Raw genomic sequence first — 17,689 nt, forward strand, 5'->3', positions numbered from 1 at the left:
TGCCGACACGCTAGGGCACGCGCGCGCCCGGCGGGAATCTCATCCACAGGTCCTCGCATCCGCCGACCCGGGTCGGGGAGCGGGGCATCCCATCTCAAGGATGTGGAGCACCCGTGCCAAGGAGTCGGCCCGGCAGCTGCGGCTGATGAGGCGCACGGGCCACACCACTCACACGACCTCCTTGATTCGGGAAGCACGACTCCGACGCGGGGGAGGGTGGGGAGGGGGAGCGCGGCCCGGGTCGGCCGTCGCGGGTACGCTGGGGCATCGTGACCGCAGCAGTGCCCACCGACGCACCCCTCGGGGTGTTCGACTCCGGGGTCGGCGGGCTCACGGTGGCGCGGGCGATCCTCGACCAGCTGCCCAACGAGGCGATCCTCTACGTCGGCGACACCGCCCACACCCCCTACGGCCCGAAGCCGATCGCCGAGGTGCGCGCCTACGCGCTCGCCGTCATGGACGACCTCGTCGCGGAGGGGGTGAAGGCGCTCGTCATCGCCTGCAACACCGCGTCTGCCGCCGTGCTGCGGGATGCGCGCGAGCGGTACACGGTCGGCGCCGGCATCCCGGTGGTGGAGGTCATCCAGCCGGCGGTGCGCGCCGCGGTGCGCGCCACCCGCAACGGGCGGGTCGGCGTGATCGGCACGGCGGGCACCATCCAATCCCGGGCGTACGACGACGCCTTCGCCGCCGCCGACGGACTGCAGCTGTTCAGCGAGGCCTGCCCCCGCTTCGTCGAGTTCGTGGAGGCGGGCGTCACGAGCGGGCCCGAGCTGTTCGAGGCCGCCCAGGGCTACCTGACCCCGCTCATCGAGGCGGATGTCGACACCCTCGTGCTCGGCTGCACCCACTACCCGCTCATGTCGGCCGCCATCCAGTACGTGATGGGTCCCGGCGTGCGGCTCGTCTCGAGCGCCGAGGAGACCGCCGCCGACGTCTACCGCACGCTCGTCTCGCACGGTCTCGAGCGCACCGCGGGCACCCCGCCCGTGCACCGCTTCGAGTCGACGGGCGACGACGAACGCGCCTTCCGTGCCCTCGCCGCGCGCTTCCTCGGGCCCGAAGTGCGGCACGTCGAGAACTTCCCCACCGGCGCCATCACGGTGCCGGCCCCGCCCGCCTGACCCCGCATCCGCATCCGCCCCGAAGGAGCCACCATGACCGACGCCCGCGCCGACGGCCGCAGCCCCGAGCAGCTGCGCCCCGTCACGATCGAACGCGGCTGGAGCGCCCAGGCCGAGGGCAGCGCCCTCATCTCCTTCGGCAACACGAAGGTGCTGTGCACGGCGAGCTTCACGAACGGCGTGCCGCGCTGGCTCACCGGAAAGGGCAAGGGCTGGGTGACGGCCGAGTACGCGATGCTGCCGCGCTCCACCAACGAGCGCATGGACCGCGAGTCGGTGAAGGGTCGGGTCGGCGGCCGCACCCACGAGATCTCGCGGCTCGTCGGCCGCAGCCTCCGCGCCATCATCGACACGAAGGCGCTCGGCGAGAACACGATCGTCATCGACTGCGACGTGCTGCAGGCCGACGGCGGCACCCGCACCGCCGCCATCACGGGCGCGTACGTGGCGCTCGCGGATGCCGTGGCCTGGGGCCGCGAGAAGGGCTTCATCGGCAAGAACGCGAAGGCCCTCATCGACACGGTGTCGGCCGTGAGCGTCGGCATCATCGACGGCGAGCCCATGCTCGATCTGGCATACACCGAGGATGTGCGGGCCGAGACCGACATGAACGTGGTCGTCACCGGCCGCGGGCTGTTCGTCGAGGTGCAGGGCACCGCCGAGGGCGCGCCCTTCGACCGCCGCGAGCTCGACGCGCTGCTCGAGCTGGCCCTCGCCGGCAACGCCGAGCTCGCCCGCATCCAGACGGAGGCGCTCGCCGGCTGAGCCGCGGGCGGCACCCGTGCCCGAGCTACTCCTCCTCGTCGAACCGGGGTCCGGCATCCCGCGCGACGCGTCCCGGATGCCGCAGCCGGGTGAGGAAGGCGCGCCCGAGCCGGGTGCGCGGCCGGTCCGCGTGGATGAACCCGGGCCAGCGGTTGGCCTGCTGCCAGGCGCCCGCCGCGAGCAGCAGGCACGTGGCGACACCCTGACGGCGCAGATCGGGCGCCACGTACAGGTCGACGACGAGGCCGTCCCGCAGCCAGCGCACCGTGCCGAGCTCGTCGTCGCCCCGGATGCCGAGGGTCGCGAAGGCGAGGGGCGACACGATCGACCCCGACACGAACGGCCCGTCCGTGTAGGCCGACAGCGTGCAGGCCCGCGGGGCCGCGTGTGGCTCGTCGGCGGCCGTGAACCACAGGTGCGGGACGCCCGGTGCGCGCTCCTCCGGGATCGTCACGTGCAGCAGCGCGGCATCCGTCTCCGTCGACTTCCAGACGAGCGCCGCGTCGCCCGGCACCTCGTCGAGGTAGACGCCGTCGGGGTGCTCGGCGTCCTCCCACGCCTCGGCGAGACGCAGCCCGCTCGCCGTCTGCCCGGTCTCCCGGTACCAGATGTGCATGTCCATCGACATGGCGACTCCCGCCCATGCGCGACGGTGTCGGGTGCGCCATCGTTGCCCGGCGTCGCCGGATGCGGTGCCGTCGTGCCGGATGCTACGCCCGTCCCGGCGGCGTCCTCTGCCCCCCGAACGGGGCCATAGGCTCGGGGTATGACGACCTTCGTGCTGGCCACCCACAACGCCCACAAGGTGGAGGAGTTGCGCCGCATCCTGGGGGAGCGGCTGGGGCCCCACGAGCTCGTCGGCTACGACGGGCCGGAGCCCGTGGAGGATGGCGACACCTTCGAGGCGAACGCCCTCATCAAGGCGCGCGCGGCCAACGCGCACACGGGGCTCCCGGCGATCGCGGACGACTCGGGGATCGCGGTGGTCGCGCTCGGCGGCGCCCCCGGCATCCATTCGGCGCGCTACGCGGGCACGCGCGACGATGTCGACAACTACACCCGGCTGCTCGCCGAGCTCGACGGGGTCGCGGATCGCGCGGCCGAGTTCGTGTGCGCGGCGGCGCTCGTCGACGGCGACACCGAGCTCGCCGTGCGGGGCGTGTGGCCGGGCGAGGTGCTGACGGCGCCCTCGGGGGCGCACGGCTTCGGCTACGACCCGGTGTTCCGCCCCGAGGGCCTCGAGGTCAGCTCGGCCGAGCTCACCCCCGACGAGAAGAACGCCGTGAGCCACCGCGCCCGCGCCTTCGGCGCCCTCGTCGAGCGTCTGCGGGAGCTCTACGGCTGAGCGCTGAGAACGGTTGTGAGCAGCGTTCCCGAGAAGGCCGGGGGCGGCCTCGCCCGGCGCGCGCGGCCCTAGCCTGGTGGGGTGGGGCACGATCACGCGCAGCATGCGACCGGCAACCGGGCGCGACTCGCGATCGCGCTCGCCATCACGCTCACGGTGCTCGTCGTCGAGCTCGTGGGTGCCGCGGTGTCGGGCTCCCTCGCGCTGCTCGGGGACGCGGGCCACATGTCGTCGGACGCGATCGGCCTCGCGGTGGCGCTCGCGGCATCCCTCGTCGCCGCCCGGCCGGCGACCGACCGCCACACCTTCGGCTTCCAGCGGATGGAGGTGCTCGCGGCGCTCGTGAACGGCCTGATCCTCGTCGTGGTGGCCGCGGTCGTCGCGGTCGAGGCGATCGGGCGGCTCACGACACGTGCGGCCCACGTCGACGCGGGGCCCATGCTCGTGATCGCCGCCGTCGGCCTCGCCGCGAACGTCGTCGCCTTCCTCGTGCTGCGCGGCGGCGACCGCCACGCGCTCAACCTGCGCGGCGCCCTGCTCGAGGTGTTCGGCGACATGCTCGGCTCGATCGCCGCGATCGTCGCCGCGGTCGTGATCCTCGCGACCGGCTTCGTGCCGGCGGATGCGATCGCCTCGCTCGTGATCGCCGCGCTCATCGTGCCGCGCGCGGTGCTGTTGCTGCGCGACGTCGTGCGGGTGCTCACCGAGTCGGCGCCCCGCGACCGCGACGTCGCGCAGATCCGCGACCACATCCGCGAGGCGCCCGGGGTGGTGGCCGTGCACGACGTGCACATCTGGAACATCACCTCCGGCGCCCCGGTGTTCACGGCGCACGTCGTGGTCGAGCCGGAGGTGTTCTCGCGCGGCGAGACCCACGCGCTGCTGGACGCGCTCGGCGGCTGCCTCGCCCAGCATTTCGACGTGGCGCATTCGACCTTCCAGCTCGAACCGGCCGGGCACACCGAGCACGAGGAGCACGCCCATCGCTAGGCCCGCATCCTCGGTGATCGAGGACTACCTGAAGACCATCTACGGTCACACCGAGTGGCAGGACGCGCCCATCACGGGCTCGCAGCTGGCCGCGCGGCTCGGCCTCGTGCCGTCGAGCGTGACCGAGATGGTGAAGAAGCTCGTGGCGCTCGGGCTCGTGCGGCACGCCCCGTACGGGGCGATCACGCTCACGGATGCCGGTCGAGCCGAGGCGCTGCGGATGGTGCGCCGGCACCGGCTCGTCGAGACCTGGCTCGTGGAGGGCTTCGGCTACCGCTGGGACGAGGTGCACGACGAGGCCGAGGTGCTCGAGCACGCCCTGAGTGACCGGCTGCTGGACGCGATCGACGCCCAGCTCGGGCACCCCGTCCGCGACCCGCACGGGGATCCGATCCCCGACGGCGAGGGGCGGGTGGCGCGCCCGGATGCCGTGCTCGCCTCGCGCCTGGAGCCGGGCGTCGCCGGGCGGGTGGCCCGCATCAACGACCGCGACCCCGAGGTGCTGCGGCGCATCGAGGCCGCGGGCATCGGCCTCGACACGGTCGTGACGGTGGGGGAGCTGCCCGACGGCGCGGCCGAGTCGGTGTGGGTGGTCGTGCTCCGCTAGATTTTTCGGTATGCCGAAAAACCGCGTCGGGCTGTGGGGCGCCCTCGGCCCCGCGATGGTCGCCGGGGTCGCCTACCTCGACCCCGGCAATGTCGCGAGCAACGCGAGCGCGGGGGCCGCCTACGGCTACCTGCTCGTGTGGGTCGTGGTGCTCGCGAACGCGATGGCGTGGCTCATCCAGTACCTCTCGGCGAAGCTCGGCATCGCCACCGGCGAGAGTCTGCCCGCGCTGCTCGGCATCCGGTTCCGGCACCGCGGCGCGCGGTACGCCTACTGGGTGCAGGCCGAGCTCGTCGCGATGGCGACCGACATCGCGGAGGTGATCGGCGGCGCGATCGCCCTCAACCTGCTGTTCGGGCTGCCGCTGCCGCTCGGCGGGGTCATCACGGGGGCGGTGTCGATCGCGCTGCTCACGCTGCACAGCCGTCGCGGTCCGCGCCTCTTCGAGAGGGTCGTGATCGGCCTCGTCGCGATCATCGCGATCGGCTTCTGCGCGGGCCTCGTCGTGGCCCCCGTCGACCCGGCGGCCGCGCTCGGCGGGCTCGTCCCGCGGTTCGCGGATGCCGGCTCGGTGCTGCTCGCCGCGTCGATCCTCGGCGCCACAGTCATGCCGCACGCCATCTACGCCCACTCGGCCCTCACCCGCGACCGCTTCGGGCGCGTGCCGGAGGGCCCCGAGCGGCGCCGCATCCTGCGCGCCACGCGGGTGGACGTGACGATCGCGCTCGCGGTCGCCGGCACCGTCAACCTTGTGATCCTGCTGCTCGCCGCCTCCACCCTCGCCGGGGTGGAAGGCACCGACACCCTCGAGGGGGCGCACGCGGCGATCGGCGCGGCACTCGGGCCCGTCATCGCGACGCTCTTCGCGGTCGGGCTGCTCGCATCCGGACTCGCCTCGACCTCGGTCGGCGCCTACGCGGGCGCCGAGATCATGCAGGGGCTGCTGCGCGCCCGCATCCCGTTGCTCGTGCGGCGTCTCGTGACCCTCGCGCCGGCCCTCGTGCTGCTGTTCCTGGGGTTCGAACCGACGCTCGCGCTCGTGCTCAGCCAGGTGGTGCTGTCGTTCGGCATCCCGTTCGCGCTCGTGCCGCTCGTGCGGCTGACGACGCGGCGCGAGCTCATGGGGGATGCCGCGAACCGGCCGTGGACGACGGCGCTCGCCGCGCTCGCGGCCGTGCTGCTCATCGCCCTCAACGCGACGCTGCTCGTGCTGCTCGCGACCGGCGGCTAGCGCCTGTGCGGCCGTCGCCGCAACGCCGGATTCCGCAACGCCGGATTCCGCAACTCAGGAGATCCGCGCCGACCTGCGGGCGGCATCCGCTTTTCGCCGATATCTCCTGAGTTGCGGTCACGCGTAGTTTCGCAACTCAGGAGAGACGAGGGGTACGGGCCCTATCGGCCGCTCACCGGCGCGGATCTCCTGAGTTGCGGATGCGCGACAGCCCGGACGGCCGCGACGCGGCTCAGTCGTCGAGCAGCTTGGGGTCGAGGGCGGCTTCCTCGTCGGTGAGCGGCGTGACGCCCGCCTTGCGGGCGCGGCGGGCCTTCACGACACCCTGCACGTAGTGGAACACGGTCGGGATGATCGCGAGGCAGATCGCGGCGAGCAGGATGACGTCGATGTATTCGGTGACGAAGTCGGCGAGCGGCGGGATGTAGCCGAGCAGGAAGCCCGCGAAGGTGAGCCCGGCGCCCCAGACGAACGCGCCGACCGCGTTGTAGAGCGAGTAGCGGCGATAGTCCATGTGGGCGACGCCCGCCGCGACGGGGGCGAAGGTGCGCACGATGGGCACGAATCGGGCGATGACGATCGCGATCGGGCCCCAGCGCTCGAAGAACTTGTTGGTGCGGATGACGTTCTCCTTCGAGAACAGCCCGCTCTCCTTCTGCTCGAAGATGCGCGGTCCCGCCTTGTGGCCGATGAGGTAGCCGACCTCGCCGCCGAGGAACGCGGCCACCGCGATCGCGAGGCACACCCACCAGATCGGGATCTGGATGCCGGTGCCCGACTCGGTCATGGTGCCGGTGAAGCTCAACAGGCCCGTGATGATGAGCAGGGTGTCGCCCGGCAGGATGAAGCCGACGAGCAGGCCCGTCTCGGCGAAGACGATGAGGCACACCACGAGCAGTGCCCACGGGCCGGCGTTGACGATGATCTCGTGCGGGTCGAGCCAGGGGATGAGTCCCATCGGCGCGGCGGCGATGAACGCGAGGGCGGCGGTGGTGAACGGCACGAGAGGGTTCTCCTGAACGTCGGTCGCGGGGCGATCGGCGGGTGGCGGGTGCGTTCAGCGTAGCCGCTCACGGCATCCGCAACCTGGGGGTTCACCCCCGGGTTGGTGCGAGCCGACGTCGCTGAGTGGTCGGTTTCCAGCCCTAAACCGCCCGGATGAGGCGAATCACCGACCGGTCAGCGGGGGGGGGGGGGGGGGGGGCGTGCGGGAGGCGGGGCTCGAACCCGCATGCCGTGAGGCACAGGAACCTAAATCCTGCGTGTCTACCGTTCCACCACTCCCGCAGGAGCTTCAGTCTAGGAGGCGCCGCATCCGCCGGTTGTGGACAACTTCCGCGGCCTCCCGCCGCGGCCGGGCATCATGACCGGGTGACGAGCGCGGTCGGACTCATCGCCGAACAGGTGCGCGAGCGCGTGCGGCGCGAGGGGGTCGACCTCCGGGCGGATGCGGCGCTCGCCGACCGCTACGTGCGCGATGAGGTGCAGCGCTACGCCGAGCTCGCGCTCGGCGGCTCCGTGCCGCTGCTCGACGACGAGGCGCACGTGGCCCGGCAGGTGGTGGCCGCCCTCACCGGCCTCGGCCCGCTGCAGCCGTACCTCGACGACCCGCGCGTCGAGGAGCTGTGGATCAACGCCCCCGACCGCATCTTCGTCGCGCGCGACGGCATCGCCGAGCGGGTGCCGCTCGCGCTCACCCCCGGCGAGGTGCGGGAGCTGCTCGAGCGGATGCTGCACCAGACCGGCCGCCGGGTCGACCTGGCCTCGCCGTTCGTCGACGCCTCGCTGCCCGACGGTTCGCGCCTGCACGCCGTCATCCCGGACGTCACGCGCGCCGAGATCTCTGTCAACATCCGCCGCTTCCGGGCGGGCATGCGCACGCTCGTCGACCTCGTGAAGCTCGGCTCGCTCACGAGCCAGGCGGCCGGGTTCCTGCACGTCGCCGTGCGCACCGGCCACAACATCCTGGTGACGGGGGCCACCCACAGCGGCAAGACGACGCTGCTCGGCGCGCTGCTCGGCTCGTGCCGCCCGGGCGAGCGGGTCGTGACCGTCGAGGAGACCTTCGAGCTCTCGGTCTCCGCCGTCGACCACGTCGCGATGCAGTGCCGCCAGCCGAGCCTCGAGGGCACGGGCGAGATCAGCCTGCGGCGGCTCATCAAGGAGTCGCTGAGGATGCGACCCGACCGGCTCATCGTGGGCGAGGTGCGCGAGGCCGAGTCGCTCGACCTGCTGATCGCCTTGAACTCGGGGATCCCGGGCATGTGCTCGCTGCACGCGGGCAGCGCCCGGGAGGCGCTCGTGAAGCTGTGCACCCTGCCGCTGCTCGCCGGGCGCAACATCGACGTCGGGTTCGTCACCCCGACGGTCGCCTCGTCGATCGACCTCGTCGTGCACGCCGAGCTGCAGCGCGACGGGCGCCGCCGCGTCGTCGAGGTGCTCGCCCCGAGCGGCCGGGTCGTCGACGGCGTCGTCGAGGCGACCACGCTGTTCGCGCTCGCGGGCGACCGGCTCGTGGCGACGGGTGCGTTGCCGCCCCGGATGGCGGCCTTCGAGCGGGCGGGGGTCGACCCGGCGCCCATCCTGCGCGAGAGCGCGTCGGCATCGTGATCGCCGTCGCGTGGGGACTGCTGCTCGGCGTCGGGCTGCTGTTCGTCGCCTCCCCGTGGCTGTGGCCCGCCGACGCGCGGGCGCCGCGGCGGGTGCGGCGCGATCCGCTGGTGCGGCTCGAGGAGCGGCTCGCGCAGGCGGGGCTCTCCCGCGTCTCGGGGCCCGTCGTGATCGCGGTCGCCGTCGTCATCGGCATCGCGGCGGGCGTGCTCGTGCTCGCCCTCACCCCCGTCGTCGCGCTCGCGGTGGCGACGGGGCTCGCGGCGACGGCGCTGCCGTTCGCCCTCATCTCGGCCCGCGCCCGGGCCCGCCGCCGCGCGATGCGGGCCGTCTGGCCGGATGCGCTCGACCACCTCGTCGCCGGGCTCCGATCCGGTCTCCCGCTCGCCGACGCCCTCTGCGCGCTCGGCGAGAGCGGCCCGACGCCACTGCGCCCCGCGTTCCTCGAACTCGCCGACGACTACCGGGCGACCGGCCAGCTCTCCCTCGCCCTCGACGAGTTGAAGGCCCGGCTCGCCGACCCCGTCGCCGATCGCGTCGTCGAGACGGTGCGGGTGGCGCGCGAGGTGGGCGGCACCGAGCTGCCGCCCGTGCTGCGGGCCCTCGCCGCGCACCTGAGAGCGGATGCCGCCATCCGCTCCGAGGTCGAGGCGCGGCAGACCTGGGTCGTCAGCGCCGCGCGCCTCGGGGTGGCGGCGCCCTGGCTCGTGCTGCTGCTGCTCGCCGCGCGTCCGGAGGCGGTGCGCGCCTACAACTCGCCGCTCGGGGTGACGGTGCTCGCGGTCGGTCTCGTCGTGACGGTCGTCGCCTACCGTCTCATGCTCGCGCTCGGGAGGTTGCCCGAGGAACGGCGGTGGTTCGCGTGAGCCCGACGCTCGCGCTCGCCGTGGCGGCCGGGATCGGGCTGGGGCTCGGGCTCTGGACGCTCGCCGGGATGCTGCCCCGCCTCGGCGCGAGACGCCTCGCCGACCGGGTGGCCCCGTACGTGCTCGACGTCTCGGCCGAGGCCCGCGCGCTGCGCGCTCGCCGCTCGGGCGAGCCGGCATCCGTCATCGCGGGACTCGCGGGCCCCGCGCTCGACCGGGCGCGCGGGCTGCTCGCGAACCTGCTGGGCGGCGACGTGACGGTCGCCCGCCGCCTGCGGCAGGCCGGCTCGATGCTCACGGTGGCCGGATTCCGCTCCCGGCAGCTCGCGTGCGCGGCCGCCGGTGCCGCCCTGGGCATCGTCGTGGCGTTGCTGCTGGCCCAGACGGCCGCCGTGCAGCCCGTGGTGTCGGTCGTGCTCGGGGTCGTGCTGGCCGCGGGCGGCCTGCTGCTGCCCGAGCAGCTGCTCGCCCGGCGGGCACGCGCCCGCGTGGCCCGCATCGCCGACGAGCTGCCGACCGTGCTCGAGTTCCTGAGCCTCGCGCTCTCGGCGGGCGAGACGGTGCGCGACGCCCTGCGCCGCGTCGCCCGTGTCGGCAGCGGCGAGCTCGCCGCCGAACTCGGCCGGGTGATCGCCGACGTCGACATCGGCGTGCCCCTCACCGATGCGCTCTCCCGCTGCGCCGACGCGCTCGGGCTGCCCGCCCTCAGCCGCGCGACGGAGCAGCTGGTCACCGCGCTCGACCGCGGCAGCCCGCTCGTCGAGGTGCTGCGGGCCCAGGCGCAGGATTCCCGCGAGGACGCCAAGCGGTCGCTGCTCGAGTCGGCCGGGCGCAAGGAGGTCACGATGCTCGTTCCGCTCGTGTTCCTCATCCTGCCCGTGACGGTGGTCTTCGCCCTGTTCCCGGCCACCCTCGTGCTCGAGCTGGGGTTCTAGGCGCCTCAGCGGCTGGCGTTCGACTCGAGCTGCAGCTCGCAGGAGGGCGAGGCGACGTTGAAACCGCTGGTCCATCCCCACCCCGACGAGCCCACGTCGCGTCGGAAGAGGTACTCTTCGCCGGCGTAGTCGCCGTCCGCGGAGAACTCGTAGTCGACGCGTGCCCAATCGGAGGGGATGCCCTCGGACCCGGGGGTCTCGACCCAGTTCTCCATCGAGACGGAGACGGGCACTCCATTGCCGAAGTCGGCCGATTCGCCCGAGGCCGAGATCCCGGACGGAGAGGCCGGCTCTCCGGCGGGCCCGACGAAGGAGATCACCACCGAGTCAGCGGTGAAGGTGTCGCAGAACGCGATGTCGACGGTGCCGGCGGTCACGTGGTAGGCGACCGGCGTTCCCGGGGTGCAGCCGGAGAGCCCGCAGCACGACAGCGTCGCGGTGGCGACCAGTGCGGCGACTCGGCGGTGGTTCACGCAGTCATCGTAGGAAGCGGAGCGGCACGGAAGGTCTCGACACGATCACCATCCGTCGTCGATCCGATAACGCGGTCGAGGAAGCCTGTGGATAACCGCCGACGCCGTCGGCGGATCCGCACCACACTGGGCGGCATGCGACGCTTCCTGCTGCGGCTTCGAGACGACCGGGGCGACGTGCCGGGGTGGGTGCTCATCACCCTCATGACCGCGGCGCTCGTCATCCTCATCTGGGCGCTCGCGGGGCCCGCACTCTCCGACATCTTCCAGAACGCCATCGACAAGGTCTCCGGGATCTGAGGTGGGGGCCGGCCGCATCCGTCGCGTGTTCGCCGACGACGCCGGATCGGCGCCCGTCGAGTTCGTGCTCGTCGGGGTGCTGCTGACCTTCCTCACGCTCGCGGTGCTGCAGCTCGCCCTCGCGCTGCACATCCGCAACACCGTGCTCGACGCGGCCGCCGAGGGCGCCCGCTTCGGGGCGCTCGCCGACAACGTGCCGGCGGATGCGGCGCCGCGCACCGCGGAGCTCATCGCGACCGCCGTCGGCCCCGACTACGCGCGCGACATCCGGGTGAGCGAGGGCTCGTGGATGGGCGCGCCCGCCGTCATCGTCACGGTGCGCACCACCCTGCCGCTGCTCGGACTGCTCGGCCCCGACCGCGCGCTGGAGGTCGAGGGCCATGCGGCTCGCGAGACGCTGGACTGAGGCGCTGCGGCACCGGCTCGCGCACGCGCGAACCGACGGGGGCTCCGCCTCGCTCGAGTTCATCACCGTCGGCGTGCTGCTGCTCGTGCCGCTCGTCTACCTCGTGCTCACCGTCTCGGCGCTGCAGGCGGCGGCCCTCGGGGTCGAGGGCGCGGCGCGGCAGGCGAGTCGCGTCTTCGTGCAGGAGCCGACGCTCGAGGAGGCGCGTGCCGCCGCCGAGCGCGCGGTGGCGGTGACGCTCGCCGACTACGGGCTCCAGGCATCCGCCGCGCAGGTCGCGATCAGCTGCCGACCCGACCCCGCCGACTGCCTCGCCCGCCGCGGCTTCGTCACCGTCGAGATCGCGACGGTCGTGCCGCTGCCCCTCGCCCCACCCGTGCTGACCCTCGACGTGCCGGCCGGGGTGCCGGTGCGGGCGGTCGCGACCGAGCAGGTCTCGCGCTTCCGGGTGGGCGGATGAGGCGGCAGCGGCTCGCCGCGGACGAGGGCTCGACGCTGCCCCTCGTCATCTTCTTCGGCTTCCTCGCGCTCGCGGTCGTGCTCGTCGTGACGGCCGCCACCTCGCTCTACCTCGAGAAGAAGCGGCTGTTCACGCTCGCCGACGGTGCCGCGCTCGTCGGTGCGGAGGCCTTCGAGCTCGACGCGGTGTCGCTCACGCCGGACGGACCGCGGCCCGTGCTCGAGAGCGCGGACGTGGCATCCGCGGTCGCCGGCTACCTCGACGGCAACCCGATGGCCGAGTTCGAGGAGCTCGCCGTCGACGAGGCGGCCAGCGTCGACGGTCGCAGCGCGACCGTCACGATGTCGGCCACCTGGCGCCCGCCGATCGTCACCGTGTTCGTGCCCGACGGCATCCGCATCGACGCCACCGCGACCGCGAGGTCCGTCTTCGGGTGAGCGTGTCAACCTCGCAGCGGTATCCACGCGTCGTGAAGGCATGAAGACCACCACCACGTTCGGGGCCGCCGCGGGCGCCCTCGCCCTCCTCCTCGCGCTCAGCGGATGCGCGGGGCCCGTCGCACCGGACGACGCGTCGTCCTCCGAGACGCCCACCGCGGCCGCCTCCGACGAACCGACCGTCGAGGAGACGGACGACGGGGCCGCCGAGGAGGAGCCGGCGGACGAGCCCGTCGCCGAGGCGCCCGCGCTCGACGCGACCGAACGCGCGGCCGTGATCGCGGCCCTCAACGCCGGACGGATCGACGACATCCGTCCCTACCTCGCCGACCCCGTGAACTACATCCTCGCCGCGAGCGAATGCTGCGGCCTCATCGCGGCGTCCGAGGTCGCGGGTGCGAGCGGCTACCTGTCGGCGAGCAGCTGGTCCTCCCCGGTTCCCGACGCCCAGCTCGACGCCTTCCGCGCCGGCTGGTACGGCGATCTGATACCCGCCGACGTGGTCTCGGCGCAGGCCGCCGACGGCACGATCGTCATCTTCGGCGTCGCCGACGGCCTCATCACCTCGATCCTGATCGGCGACGCGGTGGTCTTCACCAGCTGAGCGGCCGGGCCTCAGCGTGGACGCCGCTGCGAGTACCGCGGCACGAAGATGCGCAGATCGAGCGCGCCGAGCAGCCCGACGACCCCCATCACGCCCACCGCGATCGGCAGCGAGGCCACCGCCGTGACGCCCGCGATCGCGAGCGGGGCGAGCGCCGCTCCGGTGTCGTTCGTGAACCGCCACGCCCCGAGGAAGGGGGCCGGATGCGCGGGGTCGGCGAGGTCGGCGCCGAGCGTCATCAGGATGCCCGCCCCGATGCCGTTCGAGAGCGCCAGCGTCACCGCCACCACCACGAACCACAGCTGGGCGTTCGGCACGTCGTGGGTGACCGCGAGCAGCAGGTGCGAGAGCCCGAGGCCGATCATCGACGGCACCGCCGTCCACAGGCGCCCGAAGCGGTCCATGATCCAGCCGCCCGCGTAGAACAGCGCGAAGTCGACCGCGGCTGCCGAGCCGATCACGATCGCCGCCGTCGCCTCGTGCATGCCGATCGACACCGCCCACAGGGGCAGGATGACGTTGCGGCTCGAGCGCAGCGCCGCCACCGTGGCGGAGCCGCTCCCGAGCGTCAGCAGCACGCGGCGGTTCGCCGCGATCGTGCGCCAGAGCCCCCGCTCGGCCTCCACCGCCTCCACGACGCCCGCCGTGGGGCCCGCGGCGGCCACCTCGGCCGGGTCGTGCAGCACGACGAGCACCACGCCGGCGGCGAGGCAGGCCGCCACCTGGATCCAGAACGCGTACGCGGCGACGCCCGTCGCCTGGATCACCCCGGCGGTGGCGAACGGGCCGATCAGGAAGCCGAGACGGAAGGTGCCCCCGAGCGTCGAGAGCGCCCGCGCGCGGAACACCGGCGGCACGAAGCTCGTCATGAAGGCGTGGCGGGCCAGCGCGAACACCGCCGTCGCGAGGCCGATCAGCAGAATCGCGACCCCCAGCATCCACGGCTCCGTCGCGAACACCGCGAGCGCACTGCCCGCGATCGACACGACGCACGCGGCGATCATCGCCGCGCGCTCGCCGATCCGCGCCACCAGGGCGCCGCTCGGGATGTCGCCGAGCAGCTCGCCGACCACGATCATCGCCGCGATGAGGCCCGCGCCCGCGAGCCCGGTGCCCAGCTCGTGGGCCACGACGGGGATCACCGGGATGATCGCGCCCTCGCCGATCGAGAACAGGATGGTCGGCAGGAACGCCGCCACGACGACCTGACGCCACGGGAAACGGGGATCGTCGGGGCGCGCGGTCATGGCCGGACCACGTTACTCGCCTAGGCTGTAACCGCCATGCTCGATGACCTCCCCGCACAGCTCGCCGCCCTCCGCAGCACCTTCGACGACATCCGCGCCGTCGTGGGGGTGGAGCGGCTCGAGGCCGAGATCGCCGACCTCTCCGAGAAGGCCGGCGCCCCGGACCTCTGGGACGACCCCGAGAACGCCCAGAAGGTGACGAGCGCGCTCAGCCACCGCCAGGCCGAACTCACCCGCATCACCGGCGTCGAGCGCCGCATCGACGACCTCGAGGTGCTCGTCGAGCTCGCGCGCGAGGCAGAGGATGCCGACACGGCCGCCGAGGCGGAGGCCGAGTACGAGGCGCTCAAGAAGACCATCGGCGACCTCGAGGTGCAGACCCTGCTCGACGGCGAGTACGACGCCCGCTCGGCCGTCGTCACCATCCGCTCCGGCGCCGGCGGCGACGACGCCACCGACTTCGCCGAGATGCTGCTGCGCATGTACCTGCGCTGGGCCGAGCGCCACGGCTACCCCGTGAAGGTCATGGACACCTCCTACGCGGAGGGCGCCGGCATCAAGTCGGCCACCTTCGAGGTCGACGCCCCCTACGCCTACGGCACCCTCTCGATCGAGGCGGGCACCCACCGGCTCGCGCGCATCAGCCCCTTCGGCTCGGCCGACAAGCGCCAGACGAGCTTCGCGGCCGTCGAGGTGATCCCCGTCATGGAGGAGGCGCAGGAGGTGGAGATCCCGGAGGGCGACATCCGCGTCGACGTGTTCCGCTCCTCCGGACCCGGCGGCCAGTCGGTCAACACGACCGACTCGGCGGTGCGCATCACCCACCTGCCGACCGGGCTCGTCGTCTCGATGCAGAACGAGAAGTCGCAGATCCAGAACCGCGCCGCCGCCATGCGCGTGCTGCAGACCCGCCTGCTGCTGCTCAAGCGCGAGGAGGAGGCTGCCAAGAAGAAGGAGCTCGCGGGCGTCATCACGGCGAGCTGGGGCGACCAGATGCGCTCCTACTTCCTCTACGGCCAGCAGCTCGTGAAGGATCTGCGCACCGGTTACGAGGTCGGCAACCCGGCCGCCGTCTTCGACGGCGACCTCGACGGGCTCATCGCGGCCGGCATCCGCTGGCGCAAGCAGGACCACGAGGACTGATCCGCCGATCCCGAACAACCTCCGCTGATCGAGTAGCCGCGCAGCGGCGTATCGAGATCCGCCGATCCCGAACTGGGGGGAGTGTCGCGCCCCGGCTCCCGCGAAAGCCTGCTTAGGCTCGAAACGCCATGATCCGATTCGACCAGGTGACGAAGACCTACTCGGGTGCCACACGTCCCGCCCTCAACAACGTGAGCCTCGAGGTGCTCAAGGGGGAGTTCGTGTTCCTCGTGGGCGCCTCCGGGTCGGGCAAGTCGAGCTTCCTGCGGCTGATCCTCAAGGAGGAGCGGCCCAGCAAGGGCAGGATCCACGTGCTCGGCCACGACCTCACGAGCCTCGCCAACCGCAAGGTGCCCTACTTCCGACGCAGCCTCGGCGTCGTGTTCCAGGACTTCCGTCTGCTGCCCGCGAAGACCGTCTTCGACAACGTGGCCTTCACCCTGCAGGTGATCGGCAAGTCGAAGGGCTTCATCCAGGAGGCGGTGCCGGATGTGCTCAAGATGGTGGGCCTCGCCGGCAAGTCGGGCAGGTTCCCGCACGAGCTCTCGGGCGGTGAGCAGCAGCGTGTCGCGATCGCGCGCGCCATCGTCAACAAGCCTGCGATCCTGCTCGCCGACGAGCCGACCGGCAACCTCGACCCGGCCACGAGCGCCGGGATCATGACGCTGCTGTCGACCATCAACGCCAACGGCACCACGGTGCTCATGGCGACCCACGACTCCGGCATCGTCGACACCATGAAGCGTCGCGTCATCGAGCTCGTCTCGGGTCAGATCGTGCGCGACGAGCGCCAGGGCGGCTACCAGACGCAGGCGATCCCGGTGCAGGACTTCGGCGCCGCGATGGAGCGCGAGCGGCTCGCCGCCTCGGGCGCGCCCGCCCCGGATGCGCTGCGCACCTCGGTGCCGCCGGTCACGGCGGCGACGCCCGCTGCGCCGACCGCCCCCGCGGTGCCGACAGCGGCATCCGCACCCGCCGTGTCGCCGTTCGCCCCGCGCACCGCGCCCGTCGAGCCGCGCGAGCCCGTCACCGCGTCCGTGCGTGCGGTGACGCAGCCCGCGGCATCCGCCACCTCCTCGGCGCCGCCCGTGCCGCCGCCGCTCGTGGAGCCGGAGGCCGACTGATGCGACTGGGACTCATCCTCTCGGAGGTCGGTCAGGGGTTCCGACGCAACCTCTCGATGGTCGTGTCGGTCATCCTGGTGACCTTCATCTCGCTCACCTTCTTCGGCGCAGCCGTGCTGCTGCAGCTGCAGATCGGGCAGATGAAGGGCTACTGGTACGACCGCGCCGAGGTGACGGTGTACATGTGCACCGACATCGTGAAGGCGTGCGACGGAGCCGACGCCACCCAGGAGCAGATCGACGCCGTGCAGGCGCAGCTCGACAGCCCGACGCTCGCCGACTTCGTCGAGACCGTCAACTTCGAGTCCACCGAGGAGGCGTTCGCGCGCTTCCAGGAGGAGTTCGCGGGGTCGAGCCTCGCCGAACTCGCGACGATCGACTCCTTCGGCCCGGACTTCCAGGTGAAGCTCTACGACCCGAACCAGTCGGACGTCATCATCGACTCGATCACGGGGATGCCGGGTGTCGACGAGGTGCGCGACCAGCGGGCGCTGCTGCAGCCGATCTTCGACGTCATGAACGCCGCGAGTTACACGGCCGTCGGCATCGCGGGCCTCATGCTCGTCACGGCGGTGCTGCTCATCTCGACCACGATCCGGCTGTCGGCCTTCTCCCGCCGGCGTGAGCTCGCGATCATGCGGCTCGTCGGCGCCTCGAACCGTTTCATCGAGACGCCGTTCATCCTCGAGGGCGTGCTCGCCTCGCTCATCGGTTCGGTGCTGGCGAGCGGCGCGGTCGTCGCGATCGTGCACTTCTTCGTCACGGGCTACCTCAGCGAGAACTTCACCAACTACTCCTTCATCGGCATCCAGGATGCGCTGCTGGTCGCCCCGATCCTGGTCGGGGTCGGCGCCCTGCTGGCCGCCCTCTCGGCGAGCGTCGCCATCCGCCGCTACCTCAAGGCCTAGGTGTCAAACGCTGCAGCGCTTCCCCTCGCGCTGCGGTGATGTCTGCCGCGCGGAGACAGGCGCTGCAGCGTTTGACATAGACTGAACGGCTGCCGCGCGCACGGCACGAGAGTC

General features: G+C 72.6%; 21 protein-coding genes and 1 tRNA gene. 17 read left to right on the plus strand and 5 right to left on the minus strand.

Annotation, left to right across the window (positions count from 1 at the left end; genetic code table 11):
- The first annotated feature begins 269 nt into the window (after positions 1 to 269).
- Together murI and rph are read left to right on the plus strand one after the other, a co-directional pair.
- Positions 270 to 1,124 (plus strand): glutamate racemase, encoded by an 855-nt coding sequence (gene murI, locus D7I47_RS10835; protein ID WP_227000630.1) that lies wholly within the window; start codon positions 270 to 272, stop codon positions 1,122 to 1,124.
- Positions 1,125 to 1,157: 33 nt separating this feature from the next.
- Positions 1,158 to 1,889 (plus strand): ribonuclease PH, encoded by a 732-nt coding sequence (gene rph, locus D7I47_RS10840; protein WP_120763055.1) that lies wholly within the window; start codon positions 1,158 to 1,160, stop codon positions 1,887 to 1,889.
- A 25-nt stretch (positions 1,890 to 1,914) separates the two neighbouring features.
- Here the strand turns inward: rph and D7I47_RS10845 are convergent, their stop codons facing one another.
- A complete protein-coding gene (locus D7I47_RS10845; RefSeq protein WP_157981709.1) occupies positions 1,915 to 2,517 on the minus strand; it encodes a GNAT family N-acetyltransferase in 603 nt (200 codons plus the stop codon).
- Positions 2,518 to 2,655: 138 nt separating this feature from the next.
- On the opposite strand from D7I47_RS10845, the gene rdgB reads away from it, so the two are divergent.
- The 4 genes from rdgB (at position 2,656) to D7I47_RS10865 (ending at position 6,062) form a co-directional block, all read left to right on the plus strand.
- Positions 2,656 to 3,234 carry an RdgB/HAM1 family non-canonical purine NTP pyrophosphatase gene (rdgB, locus tag D7I47_RS10850; RefSeq protein ID WP_120763059.1) on the plus strand — a complete coding sequence of 193 codons (579 nt, stop codon included), beginning with the start codon at positions 2,656 to 2,658 and terminating at the stop codon, positions 3,232 to 3,234.
- A gap of 81 nt (positions 3,235 to 3,315) precedes the next feature.
- Positions 3,316 to 4,224: a cation diffusion facilitator family transporter gene (locus D7I47_RS10855; protein ID WP_120763061.1), complete on the plus strand. Its 909-nt coding sequence runs from the start codon at positions 3,316 to 3,318 to the stop codon at positions 4,222 to 4,224.
- A 13-nt stretch (positions 4,225 to 4,237) separates the two neighbouring features.
- Positions 4,238 to 4,831, plus strand: a complete 594-nt coding sequence (locus tag D7I47_RS10860) for a metal-dependent transcriptional regulator (protein ID WP_264371271.1) — start codon at positions 4,238 to 4,240, stop codon at positions 4,829 to 4,831.
- A gap of 10 nt (positions 4,832 to 4,841) precedes the next feature.
- The gene (locus D7I47_RS10865; RefSeq protein WP_120763064.1) at positions 4,842 to 6,062 is read left to right on the plus strand and encodes an Nramp family divalent metal transporter; all 1,221 of its coding nucleotides are present in this window, start codon (positions 4,842 to 4,844) and stop codon (positions 6,060 to 6,062) included.
- 232 nt (positions 6,063 to 6,294) lie between these two features.
- On the opposite strand, the gene D7I47_RS10870 is transcribed toward D7I47_RS10865, so the two are convergent.
- Both D7I47_RS10870 and D7I47_RS10875 read right to left on the minus strand, forming a co-directional pair.
- On the minus strand, positions 6,295 to 7,020 hold the full coding sequence (locus D7I47_RS10870) for a DedA family protein (RefSeq protein WP_120763933.1): 726 nt from the start codon (positions 7,018 to 7,020) through the stop codon (positions 6,295 to 6,297).
- Between the two features lie 248 nt (positions 7,021 to 7,268).
- A tRNA-Leu gene (locus D7I47_RS10875) sits at positions 7,269 to 7,349 on the minus strand.
- Positions 7,350 to 7,433: 84 nt separating this feature from the next.
- On the opposite strand from D7I47_RS10875, the gene D7I47_RS10880 reads away from it, so the two are divergent.
- From D7I47_RS10880 to D7I47_RS10890, 3 genes are read left to right on the plus strand one after another with little or no spacing between them, the layout of a single operon-like run.
- Positions 7,434 to 8,672, plus strand: coding sequence for a CpaF family protein (locus D7I47_RS10880; RefSeq protein WP_227000632.1), 1,239 nt, complete (start codon positions 7,434 to 7,436; stop codon positions 8,670 to 8,672).
- Complete coding sequence (locus tag D7I47_RS10885; RefSeq protein WP_319592662.1) at positions 8,669 to 9,538, plus strand: type II secretion system F family protein; 870 nt, start codon at positions 8,669 to 8,671, stop codon at positions 9,536 to 9,538. The genes D7I47_RS10880 and D7I47_RS10885 overlap by 4 nt, the downstream gene beginning before the upstream one ends.
- A complete protein-coding gene (locus tag D7I47_RS10890; protein ID WP_227000634.1) occupies positions 9,526 to 10,473 on the plus strand; it encodes a type II secretion system F family protein in 948 nt (315 codons plus the stop codon). The genes D7I47_RS10885 and D7I47_RS10890 overlap by 13 nt, the downstream gene beginning before the upstream one ends.
- Positions 10,474 to 10,478: 5 nt before the next feature.
- On the opposite strand, the gene D7I47_RS10895 is transcribed toward D7I47_RS10890, so the two are convergent.
- On the minus strand, positions 10,479 to 10,946 hold the full coding sequence (locus tag D7I47_RS10895) for a hypothetical protein (RefSeq protein ID WP_120763065.1): 468 nt from the start codon (positions 10,944 to 10,946) through the stop codon (positions 10,479 to 10,481).
- A 135-nt stretch (positions 10,947 to 11,081) separates the two neighbouring features.
- Here D7I47_RS10895 and D7I47_RS14890 point away from each other — a divergent pair, with 135 nt between their 5' ends.
- From D7I47_RS14890 to D7I47_RS10915, 5 genes are read left to right on the plus strand one after another with little or no spacing between them, the layout of a single operon-like run.
- Positions 11,082 to 11,246, plus strand: coding sequence for a hypothetical protein (locus D7I47_RS14890; RefSeq protein ID WP_170154375.1), 165 nt, complete (start codon positions 11,082 to 11,084; stop codon positions 11,244 to 11,246).
- 1 nt (position 11,247) lies between these two features.
- Positions 11,248 to 11,652: a TadE/TadG family type IV pilus assembly protein gene (locus D7I47_RS10900; RefSeq protein ID WP_193726433.1), complete on the plus strand. Its 405-nt coding sequence runs from the start codon at positions 11,248 to 11,250 to the stop codon at positions 11,650 to 11,652.
- Positions 11,627 to 12,112: a hypothetical protein gene (locus D7I47_RS10905; RefSeq protein ID WP_227000636.1), complete on the plus strand. Its 486-nt coding sequence runs from the start codon at positions 11,627 to 11,629 to the stop codon at positions 12,110 to 12,112. The genes D7I47_RS10900 and D7I47_RS10905 overlap by 26 nt, the downstream gene beginning before the upstream one ends.
- Positions 12,109 to 12,549 (plus strand): pilus assembly protein TadG-related protein, encoded by a 441-nt coding sequence (locus D7I47_RS10910; protein WP_120763067.1) that lies wholly within the window; start codon positions 12,109 to 12,111, stop codon positions 12,547 to 12,549. Before D7I47_RS10905 ends, D7I47_RS10910 begins: the two co-directional genes overlap by 4 nt.
- Positions 12,550 to 12,589: 40 nt before the next feature.
- Positions 12,590 to 13,153, plus strand: a complete 564-nt coding sequence (locus D7I47_RS10915) for a hypothetical protein (protein WP_120763069.1) — start codon at positions 12,590 to 12,592, stop codon at positions 13,151 to 13,153.
- Between the two features lie 11 nt (positions 13,154 to 13,164).
- Here the strand turns inward: D7I47_RS10915 and D7I47_RS10920 are convergent, their stop codons facing one another.
- Positions 13,165 to 14,400, minus strand: a complete 1,236-nt coding sequence (locus D7I47_RS10920) for an MFS transporter (RefSeq protein WP_120763071.1) — start codon at positions 14,398 to 14,400, stop codon at positions 13,165 to 13,167.
- A gap of 36 nt (positions 14,401 to 14,436) precedes the next feature.
- On the opposite strand from D7I47_RS10920, the gene prfB reads away from it, so the two are divergent.
- The 3 genes from prfB (at position 14,437) to ftsX (ending at position 17,575) form a co-directional block, all read left to right on the plus strand.
- Entirely contained in the window at positions 14,437 to 15,543 is a 1,107-nt protein-coding gene (gene prfB, locus D7I47_RS10925) for a peptide chain release factor 2 (RefSeq protein WP_120763073.1), read from the plus strand.
- Positions 15,544 to 15,671: 128 nt separating this feature from the next.
- A complete protein-coding gene (gene ftsE / locus D7I47_RS10930) occupies positions 15,672 to 16,667 on the plus strand; it encodes a cell division ATP-binding protein FtsE (RefSeq protein WP_120763075.1) in 996 nt (331 codons plus the stop codon).
- Positions 16,667 to 17,575 (plus strand): permease-like cell division protein FtsX, encoded by a 909-nt coding sequence (gene ftsX, locus D7I47_RS10935; RefSeq protein WP_120763077.1) that lies wholly within the window; start codon positions 16,667 to 16,669, stop codon positions 17,573 to 17,575. The genes ftsE and ftsX overlap by 1 nt, the downstream gene beginning before the upstream one ends.
- Positions 17,576 to 17,689: the final 114 nt, after the last annotated feature.

Origin of the sequence: Protaetiibacter intestinalis (assembly GCF_003627075.1) — a bacterium.
Lineage (GTDB): Bacteria > Actinomycetota > Actinomycetes > Actinomycetales > Microbacteriaceae > Homoserinibacter > Homoserinibacter intestinalis.

Coding starts and splice junctions, on each gene's coding strand:
- D7I47_RS10870 (WP_120763933.1), bottom strand. CDS start 7,020: ATGGGACTCATCCCCTGGCTCGACCCGCACGAGATCATCGTCAACGCC.
- ftsX (WP_120763077.1), top strand. CDS start 16,667: ATGCGACTGGGACTCATCCTCTCGGAGGTCGGTCAGGGGTTCCGACGC.
- D7I47_RS10920 (WP_120763071.1), bottom strand. CDS start 14,400: ATGACCGCGCGCCCCGACGATCCCCGTTTCCCGTGGCGTCAGGTCGTC.
- D7I47_RS14890 (WP_170154375.1), top strand. CDS start 11,082: ATGCGACGCTTCCTGCTGCGGCTTCGAGACGACCGGGGCGACGTGCCG.
- ftsE (WP_120763075.1), top strand. CDS start 15,672: ATGATCCGATTCGACCAGGTGACGAAGACCTACTCGGGTGCCACACGT.
- rdgB (WP_120763059.1), top strand. CDS start 2,656: ATGACGACCTTCGTGCTGGCCACCCACAACGCCCACAAGGTGGAGGAG.
- D7I47_RS10905 (WP_227000636.1), top strand. CDS start 11,627: ATGCGGCTCGCGAGACGCTGGACTGAGGCGCTGCGGCACCGGCTCGCG.
- D7I47_RS10845 (WP_157981709.1), bottom strand. CDS start 2,517: ATGTCGATGGACATGCACATCTGGTACCGGGAGACCGGGCAGACGGCG.
- rph (WP_120763055.1), top strand. CDS start 1,158: ATGACCGACGCCCGCGCCGACGGCCGCAGCCCCGAGCAGCTGCGCCCC.
- D7I47_RS10915 (WP_120763069.1), top strand. CDS start 12,590: ATGAAGACCACCACCACGTTCGGGGCCGCCGCGGGCGCCCTCGCCCTC.
- prfB (WP_120763073.1), top strand. CDS start 14,437: ATGCTCGATGACCTCCCCGCACAGCTCGCCGCCCTCCGCAGCACCTTC.
- D7I47_RS10910 (WP_120763067.1), top strand. CDS start 12,109: ATGAGGCGGCAGCGGCTCGCCGCGGACGAGGGCTCGACGCTGCCCCTC.
- D7I47_RS10865 (WP_120763064.1), top strand. CDS start 4,842: ATGCCGAAAAACCGCGTCGGGCTGTGGGGCGCCCTCGGCCCCGCGATG.